The sequence below is a fragment of the Kineococcus indalonis genome (assembly GCF_009906395.1).
Classification (GTDB): domain Bacteria; phylum Actinomycetota; class Actinomycetes; order Actinomycetales; family Kineococcaceae; genus Kineococcus; species Kineococcus indalonis.
In genome coordinates this window covers 1-8,311 of record NZ_JAAALM010000141.1, presented here as the reverse complement: position 1 = coordinate 8,311, position 8,311 = coordinate 1, and the positions used below count along the sequence as shown (strand labels likewise).

Below are 8,311 nucleotides of genomic sequence, written 5' to 3'. Positions count from 1 at the left end.
CGTCGGGACCGGGCACCGGGCCGTCGGGACCGGGCACGGGCAGCGCGCCGGCCGCGGCGCGCTCCAGGACGTGCCGGCGGAAGCGCTCGGCCGCCGGGAGCAGTCGGTGCTCGCGCGACCACACCAGGCCCACCTCGCGCGAGGCGCCGGCGTCGGTCAGCTCCACCGAGCGCGACGGGCCGGCGCCGCCCTGCCGGGCCGCGCCCGGGGCGGCCGGCACCACGGCGACGCCCAGACCGGCGGCGACGAACCCCAGCAGCGTGGGCAGGTCGCCGCACTCGAAGGCCACCAGCGGCCGGACGCCGGCGCCCGCGCAGAGCTCGTCGAACCCGCGGCGCAGCAGCGAGGTGGGGGGCAGGGCGACGAAGGGCAGGTCGGCGGCGTCGGCGAGGGCGGCGCGGGGCCGCCCGGCCAGGGGGTGCCCGGCGGGCACGGCCAGCCGCAGGGGCTGGCGCAGCAGCCGCTGCCAGTGCAGCGCCGGGTCCGAGGGGCGCAGCGCGGTCAGCTCCAGGTCCACGCCGCCGCGCTCGCGCACGGCGGTGCTCAGCTCGTCGCGGGCCGGGCGCAGGTCGAAGCGGACGCGCGGGTGCGCGGCGCCGAAGCCGGCGACCAGGTCGGGCACGAGCCAGGCCCCCAGGGACGCCTGGAAGGACAGCGTCACGGTGCCGGTGTCGGGGTCGAGGAGCTGCTCGACGGCGGCCAGGCCGTCGTCCAGCTCGTGCATCATCGCGTCGACGTGGCGCTTGAAGGCGACGCCGGCGTGGGTCATCCGCAGGCTGCGCCCGGCGCGGCGCAGCAACGGGGTGCCGACCTGCGCCTCGAGGCGGGCCAGGGCGCGGGAGACCCCGGACTGGCTGGTGCGCTCGACGGCGCTCACCTCGGTGACGCTCACGCCGTCGGCGACCTGCTGGAACCAGCGCAGGGCATCGGTGTCCATGCCGCATGACGCTAGCGCATGGGTCTCATGTGCGACCTTCATTGGACGCATGGGTGACGTCCGCGGACACTGGGTGCATGCCCGCACCCCAGAGCACCACCGCCCGCACCGGCCGCGCCGGCCTGCTCTCCGCCCTGCGCCGCGCGGCGCGCCCGCTGCCCTCCGAGAGCACCGCCGTCGCCGCCTACCCGGCCACCCGCGGCGCCTCCGCGATCGTCCTGCCCACCCCGCGCCGCCCGATCGACTGACCGGCACCGGCCGCCCCGGCGGCCGCTGCGCCGGGCCGCCGCGAGCAGCCCTGGAACTCCCCGCGGCGGGGTGCTACACAGGACGCCGGGCGACGAGCCCGAGGCGTCACCGCGCCGGTACCCGCGCCAGGGCGTCCCCCTCGGTGAACTCCTCCTCAGGTCGACGAGGACAAGGGGAGAAAGTCGTGAGCGCACCCTCCACGCCCACCGGTGGTGACCTCTCCACCAGCACCGGGCCGCCCTTCCTGCACCGCGGCGCGCGGCTGCCGTTCCTGCTGCTGATCACGTGCTTCGCCGCGTGGGGCACGGCCGCGAACATGACCGACCCGCTGGTCAGCGTGTTCCGGACGATCTTCAGCATGAGCAACCTGCAGTCGGCACTGGTGCAGTTCAGCTACTACGGCGCCTACTTCCTGCTGGCGCTGCCGGCGGCCTTCATCAACCGGCGCTTCTCCTACAAGACCGGGGTGCTGCTGGGCCTGGGGCTCGCCACCGGCGGTGCGGCGCTGTTCTACCCGGCGGCGCAGGTCATGACGTACGGGATGTTCCTGCTCGCCCTGTTCACCCTTGCCGGCGGGCTGTCGATCCTGGAGACCTCCGCCAACCCGTTCGTCATGTCGATGGGGCCCGAGGCCAGCGCCACCCGCCGCCTGAACCTGGCGCAGGCGTTCAACCCGGTGGGCACCAACATCGGCGTGCTGCTGGCGGCCACGCTCATCCTGCCGCGGCTGAACACCGCCACGGCCGAGGAGCGCGCGGCCCTGGACCCGCAGGCGCTGCGCGCGATCCAGTCCGACGAGCTCGACGCCGTCATGGCGCCCTACCTGGGCGTCGGCGTCGTCCTGGCGCTCATCTGGCTGGGCATCGCGTTCACCCGGATGCCCGACCACCCCGGCGGGGAGGTCGAGGAGGGCCACGAGACGCACCTGGCCGCGACGGTGCGGCGGCTGGTCGCCAACCGCCACTACCGCTTCGGGGTGGTGGCCCAGTTCTTCAACGTGGGTGCCCAGACCTGCGTGTGGACGTTCACCCTGCAGTACGCCGCGGAGGCGGTGGGGGCGACGCCGACCGAGCAGGGCCGCTGGCTGCAGGCCAGCCTGATCGTCTTCCTCGTCTCGCGCTTCCTCATGGTCTGGCTCATGGGGCGCGTGCGCGGCGCCTTCCTCATGCTCCTCATGTGCGTGCTGGCCGTGGCGCTGTGCGCGGTGGCCGTCCTGGCGCCCGGCCTCGCCGGCCTCCTCGCCGTCGTCGGGCTGTCGCTGAGCCTGTCGCTGCTGTTCCCCACGATCTACGGCATCGCCCTGCAGGGGCTCGGGGAGGACACCAAGTTCGGCGCCGCCGGCCTGGTGATGGCGATCCTCGGCGGTGCGCTGCTGCCCCTGGTGCACGGCGCGGCGATCGACGCCACCAGCGCCACCACCGCCTACCTGGTGCCCGGGGTCTGCTTCGCCGTCGTCGCCGCGTACGCGCTCTTCGACCTGCGCGCCCACCGGCCCCAGCGGGCCGCCACCCGGTGAGCGGGACCCGCGCACCGGGCGGCGCGCGGGGCCGCCCGGGTACGGTGGCGGGCGACGCCGACCACCCGGGGAGGGGGCTGCCGCCGTGCCGGACGACGAGCAGGCGCGCTTCGAGGCGCTGCGCCGCACCGCGAAGGCCAAGGGCTGGGTGCTCGAGGCACCGACGGCGCGGCACCCGGGCTACCTGCTGACCAGCGGCCGCCCGGGCAAGGAGGACGCCCGCATCGCCTTCGGCGCGAACGGGCCCGTCCTGACCCTGGCCGAGGTGGAGCAGTGGCTGCGGGAGCTGCCGGGGAGCTGAGCCGGGGGTCGAGCCGGTGCTCCCGGCGCCGCCCGCGGGCGGCGCCGGGAGCACCGGCTCACACCGAGCGCAGCACCGTGGTGGAGCGGTCGCGCACCAGCAGGGTGGCGATCTCGGCGCCCACCTGCTGCTCGGGGTCGCTGGAGAGCACCAGCGTCCACGGCCCGCCCGGCGCCGGGGGCACCGTGAACTCCACCGCGTTGTCGGCGGCGTTGACGAACAGCAGCACCGTGGGCGAGCCGGTCGCGGCGAACTGCACGGCGAACGCCTTGGCGATGCCGTCCTCCCAGTCCGGGCCCTGCATCGGCACGCCGTCGGCGCGCAGCATCCGCACGGTGTCCCCGACGCCCTCCACCGGGCCGCGCTCCGAACCGCCGGCGCCGTCGGCGCGGTCGCCGCGGTACCAGGTGGCGCGCAGGGCGGGCGTCTCGCGGCGCAGCCGCACCAGGTCGCGGGTGAAGGCCAGCAGGTCCTGGTCGGCCGAGCCCCAGTCGAACCAGGAGATCTCGTCGTCCTGGCAGTAGGCGTTGTTGTTGCCGCCCTGGGTGCGGCCGATCTCGTCGCCGCCCAGCAGCATCGGGATGCCCGCCGACAGCAGCACGGTGGTCAGCAGGTTGCGGCGCTGCCTGCCGCGCAGCGCGTTCACCTCCTCGTCGTCGGTGGGCCCCTCCGCGCCGCAGTTCCAGGAGCGGTTGTCGCTCTCGCCGTCGGCGTTGCCCTCGCCGTTGGCCTCGTTGTGCTTCTCGTCGTAGGCGGTGAGGTCGGCGAGGGTGAAGCCGTCGTGGGCGGTGACGAAGTTGACGCTGGACAGCGGCGAGCGCCGGTCGGCCTCGTACACGTCGGGGCTGCCGGTGAGGCGCTGCGCGAACGCGCCGAGGTCGCCCTGCCCGCGCCAGAAGTCGCGCACGTCGTCGCGGAACTTCCCGTTCCACTCCGACCAGCGCGCGGGGAAGCCGCCGACCTGGTAACCGGCGGTGTCCCACGGCTCGGCGATGAGCTTCACCGGCGACAGCACCGGGTCCTGGTGGACGATGTCGAGGAAGGCGCTGTGCACCCGCGCCTCGCCCCACTGGCGGGTCAGGGTGGTGGCCAGGTCGAAGCGGAACCCGTCCACGTGCATCTCGGTGACCCAGTACCGCAGCGAGTCCATGATCAGCTGCAGCGCCGCCGGGTGGGAGACGTTCAGGCTGTTGCCGGTGCCGGTGGTGTCGTAGTAGTGCTGCGGCTCCTCCTCCACCACGCGGTAGTAGGAGGAGTTGTCGATCCCCTTCAGCGACAGCGTCGGGCCCATGTGGTTGCCCTCGGCGGTGTGGTTGTAGACCACGTCGAGGATCACCTCCAGGCCGGCGGCGTGCAGGGCCTTGACCATCTGCTTGAACTCGGCCACCTGCGAGCCGTCGTCGCCGGAGGCGCTGTACTCGTTGTGCGGGGCGAAGAAGCCGATGGAGTTGTAGCCCCAGTAGTTGCGCAGGCCCTTCTCGGCCAGGTGGGAGTCCTGCACGAACTGGTGCACCGGCAGCAGCTCCACGGCCGTGACGCCCAGGTCCAGCAGGTGCTGCACGGCCGCGGGGTGGGCCAGGCCGGCGTAGGTGCCGCGCAGCTCCTCGGGCACGTCGGGGTGCAGCTTCGTGAAGCCCTTGACGTGCACCTCGTACACGACGGTGTCGGCGGCCGGGGTGCGCGGGGCGGCGTCGTCGCCCCAGTCGAAGGAGGGGTCGACGACGACGGCGCGGGGCACCGAGGGCGCGGAGTCGGCGTCGTTGCGCTGCTCGGGGTCCTCGAACAGGTGCCCGAAGGTCTCCTCCCCGGCGCCCCACCGCCCCTCCACGGCGCGCGCGTACGGGTCCAGGAGCAGCTTGGCGGCGTTGTAGCGCAGCCCCTCGGCCGGCTCCCACTCCCCGTGCACGCGCAGCCCGTAGCGGGTGCCGACGCCCGCGCCGGGCACCAGGCCGTGGAAGACGTGCCCGGTGCGCTCGTCCAGGCGCACCCTGCGCTCGCTGCCGTCGTCGTCGAAGACCGCCACCTCGACGGCCTCGGCCGTCTCGGAGTAGACGGCCACGTTCAGGGCCCCGGGGCGCAGGGACGCGCCCAGCGGGTAGGGGGTGCTCGGTCCGGCGTTCTGCTCGCTCACGGGGCGACACTGGCCGAGCACGCGGTGCCGCGCGAGTCGGGGCGGTCGGCGGCCGGCGCCGGGCGGGTGGGAAGCTGGTCCGGTGCGGCCGCTCCGGAGGAGCAGGGCGGGCCGCGACGGGAGCGGGGAGACGACGCGCGGGACCATGGACGACGCCACGAACGAGGCCACGGACGAGGCCGCGCGGCCGGGTGCGCCGCGCGGTGCCGGGGAGCGCGCCGGCGCCGGGCGGGTCGGCCGCTGGCACCTGGAGCTGGAGCACCACCTGTCCTCGGTGCCGCAGGCGCGGCACTGGGTGGTGCAGCGCTGCGCGCGGGCGGGCGTGCCGCCGGCCGCGCTGACGGTCGTGGAGCTGCTGACGGCCGAGCTGACGGCCAACGCGGTGCTGCACGGGCGGCCCCCCGTGCGGCTGGAGGTGGAGGGCACCGCCGAGGGGGTGCGCGTGGCCGTGCTGGACGCCGACCCCTCCCCGCCGGTGCGGCGCTCGGTGGGGCCGGAGGCCACCGGCGGGCGCGGCGTGGCCCTGGTGGACCTGCTCTCCAGCGACTGGGGGGTCGAGCAGCGCCCCGCCGGCAAGACGGTGTGGTTCGTGGTGACCGCGGCGGCGCCGGAGCGCTGAGGCCCGGGCCCCGGGCGGTCCGGCGGAACGGTCCTGCGCGCGGCCGGGGCGGCGGTACGGTGCGGCGGTGCTGAAGGTGGCGGTCCAGCGGTCGCGGCGGGTGCGGGGCCCGCTCCTCACCGCGGCGGGTGCTGCGGGTGGTTTCTGGGTCGCTCACCGTGCTCTCATCGACGACTCCTACATCACGCTGTCCTACGCCCGCAACATCGCCCTGCACGGCACGTGGGGCCTGCTGAGCGACGTGCCCTCCGCGACGGCCACCTCCCCGCTGTGGGTGCTGCTGCTGGCGGCGGCCACCGCGCTCACGCGCGACGCGCTGTGGGGCCTGGCGGTGGCGCACGTCGCCGTGGCCGCGGCGACGACGGCGGTCCTGGAGGCGCTGGCGCGCCGCACCGGGCTGCCGCGCTGGACGGCGCCCGCGGCGGTGGGCGCGGTGCTCGTCAACCCGCTGCTGCTCAGCGTGGTCGGCATGGAGAGCCTGCTGCTGGTGGCGCTGTTCGCCGCGGCGGCCCTGGCCGGGGCCGCCGCCCGCCCGGTGGTGCTCGGGGTGCTGGCCGGGGCGGCGTTCCTGACCCGCATGGACGCCGCCCCGGCGATCCTCGCCCTGGTGCTGTGCAGCCCGGCGGTGCTGCGCCGCCTGCACGTGGTGGTGCCGGTCGCCGCGCTCACCGCGGGCACCTGGACGACGTGGAGCTGGTTCGCGCTGGGCACCGCCGTGCCCGACACGTTCGTCATCAAGAGCCAGCAGCGCAGCTGGGGCCCGTGGTCGGTCGTCAACGGCTGGCGGTGGTTCGCCGAGCTGTACGGCGCCGACGCCGTCGTCGCGTTCGCGCCGCTGGCGCTGGCCGTGCCGGCGCTGGTGGTGGCCGCCGTGCGCGCCCGCGAGCTGCTGCCGTGGCTGGCGCTGACGCTGGCCGGCGTGGTGCACGTGGTGACCCTGGCGGTCCTCGTGGTGCCCCCGTACCACTGGTACTACGCGCCGGCCGTGGCCTGCAGCCTGCTGGGCGCGGTGGCGGCGCTGGCCTCGCTGTGCGCGCGCGCCGGGGGCGGGCGCTCCCGCGCGGTGCGGCCCGGGCGGCTGCCGGCGGCGGTGGCGCTCGTCGCCGTCGCGGCGCTGCTCGTGCCGGCGCTGGTCGTCGACGCCACCCGCGCGCTGCCGTGGCGGGTGGCGCCGGTGCAGACGAACTGGGCCAGCTCGGCCGCCTACGACGAGATGGGGCGGGGCCTGCGCACCGTGCTGCGCGGCGAGCGGCTGCTGACCTTCGGCGAGATCGGGCACCTGGCCTACGTGTGCGACTGCGTGGTCGACGGCTTCGCCGACCCCGCGCTCGTCGACGACGGGGTGCGCCGGGCCCTGCGCGAGGCCGGCCCGCTGCTGGGCCCGCTGCTGGAGCTGAACTACCGCCACCGCGACGTCTCGGGCGGGCCGGTGCCGCTGGCGGGGCGCCTGGAGGTGCTGCCGACCACCGAGCCGGCGCCGGCGGTCTCCTGGCCGCTGGACCTGCTGCCCGGTGGCGGCACCGTCCACGTGGTGCCCGCGCCGGCCCCCTGAGCACCGGCGCTCAGGGGGCGGAGGCGCGCACCACCAGCGAGGTGGGCACCGTCGTGGCCAGCGGCTCGCCGCCCTCGATGCCGTCGGCGACCAGGCGCACCATCTCGCGGCTGATGCGGTCCAGCGGCTGGTGCACGCTGGTCAGCGGCGGGTCCAGGGTCGCGGCCAGCCCGGTGTCGTCGAAGCCGACGACGGCGACGTCGCCGGGCACGGAGCGGCCCTGCGCGCGCAGCGCGGCCAGCGCCCCGGAGGCCATCAGGTCGGAGGCGACGAACACCGCGTCCAGCTGCGGGTCGGCGGCCAGCAGCGAGCGCATCGCCGCCTCGCCGCTGTCGCGGCTCCAGTCCCCGTGGCGCACCAGCTCGGCGCCGGTGCCGCGCAGCACGTCGCGGTAGCCCTCCAGGCGGTCCACGCCGCCGGGGGTGTCCAGGGGCCCGGTGATGGTGGCCACGCGCCGGCGCCCGGAGGACAGCAGGTGCTCCACCGCGGAGCGCGCCCCGGCGCGGTCGTCGGCGGCCACGGAGCTGATGCGCCCCTCCAGGCCCAGCACGCGCCCGCACGCCACGACGGGCACGTCGGTGGCGGCCAGCTGCCCGGGCAGCGGGTCGCCGGCGTGGGAGGAGACCAGCAGCACCCCGTCGACGTGGCGTCCCTGCAGGTACGCCAGGACGCGTTGGCGCTCGTCGTCGGTGCCGGCGATGAGCAGCACCGGGGTCAGGCTGCGCTCGGACAGCGCCTGGGCCACCCCGCGCAGCAGCACGGAGAAGACCGGGTCCTCGAACAGCAGGTGCTGCGGCTCGGTGAGCAGGAACGCGATGGAGCCGGAGCGGCCGGTGACCAGGGAGCGGGCGTGGGGGTTGGCGGTGTAGCCGGTGCGGGCGATGGCCTCCTGCACGGCGCGGGCGGACTCGGGGCTGACCCACTCGTGCCCGTTGAGCACCCGCGAGACGGTGGCGTAGGACACCCCCGCCTCGCGGGCGACGTCGCGGATGGTGGGCCGCTTGCG

Annotated in this window: 8 protein-coding genes; 5 read left to right on the top strand and 3 right to left on the bottom strand. The window is 75.9% G+C overall.

Going from position 1 to position 8,311, the window contains the following annotated elements:
* Nucleotides 1–937: LysR substrate-binding domain-containing protein (locus tag GTR00_RS09170; protein ID WP_166611322.1), on the bottom strand; the 937-nt coding region annotated here is incomplete at its 3' end.
* Nucleotides 938–1,014: 77 nt separating this feature from the next.
* On the opposite strand from GTR00_RS09170, the gene GTR00_RS09165 reads away from it, so the two are divergent.
* The 3 genes from GTR00_RS09165 to GTR00_RS09155 all read left to right on the top strand — a co-directional run bounded on the left by GTR00_RS09165 (nt 1,015) and on the right by GTR00_RS09155 (nt 3,003).
* Nucleotides 1,015–1,185, top strand: coding sequence for a hypothetical protein (locus tag GTR00_RS09165; RefSeq protein ID WP_166611321.1), 171 nt, complete (start codon nt 1,015–1,017; stop codon nt 1,183–1,185).
* A gap of 185 nt (nt 1,186–1,370) precedes the next feature.
* Complete coding sequence (gene fucP, locus GTR00_RS09160) at nt 1,371–2,702, top strand: L-fucose:H+ symporter permease (protein WP_205705414.1); 1,332 nt, start codon at nt 1,371–1,373, stop codon at nt 2,700–2,702.
* 85 nt (nt 2,703–2,787) lie between these two features.
* Nucleotides 2,788–3,003 carry a hypothetical protein gene (locus tag GTR00_RS09155; protein ID WP_166611320.1) on the top strand — a complete coding sequence of 72 codons (216 nt, stop codon included), beginning with the start codon at nt 2,788–2,790 and terminating at the stop codon, nt 3,001–3,003.
* A 58-nt stretch (nt 3,004–3,061) separates the two neighbouring features.
* On the opposite strand, the gene glgX is transcribed toward GTR00_RS09155, so the two are convergent.
* Nucleotides 3,062–5,134 (bottom strand): glycogen debranching protein GlgX, encoded by a 2,073-nt coding sequence (gene glgX / locus GTR00_RS09150; protein WP_323132349.1) that lies wholly within the window; start codon nt 5,132–5,134, stop codon nt 3,062–3,064.
* Between the two features lie 145 nt (nt 5,135–5,279).
* On the opposite strand from glgX, the gene GTR00_RS09145 reads away from it, so the two are divergent.
* Together GTR00_RS09145 and GTR00_RS09140 are read left to right on the top strand one after the other, a co-directional pair.
* Nucleotides 5,280–5,753: an ATP-binding protein gene (locus GTR00_RS09145; RefSeq protein ID WP_166611318.1), complete on the top strand. Its 474-nt coding sequence runs from the start codon at nt 5,280–5,282 to the stop codon at nt 5,751–5,753.
* Between the two features lie 67 nt (nt 5,754–5,820).
* Nucleotides 5,821–7,305 (top strand): hypothetical protein, encoded by a 1,485-nt coding sequence (locus tag GTR00_RS09140; protein WP_166611317.1) that lies wholly within the window; start codon nt 5,821–5,823, stop codon nt 7,303–7,305.
* 10 nt (nt 7,306–7,315) lie between these two features.
* Here GTR00_RS09140 and GTR00_RS09135 read toward each other — a convergent pair.
* Nucleotides 7,316–8,311: LacI family DNA-binding transcriptional regulator (locus GTR00_RS09135; protein ID WP_166611316.1), on the bottom strand; the 996-nt coding region annotated here is incomplete at its 5' end.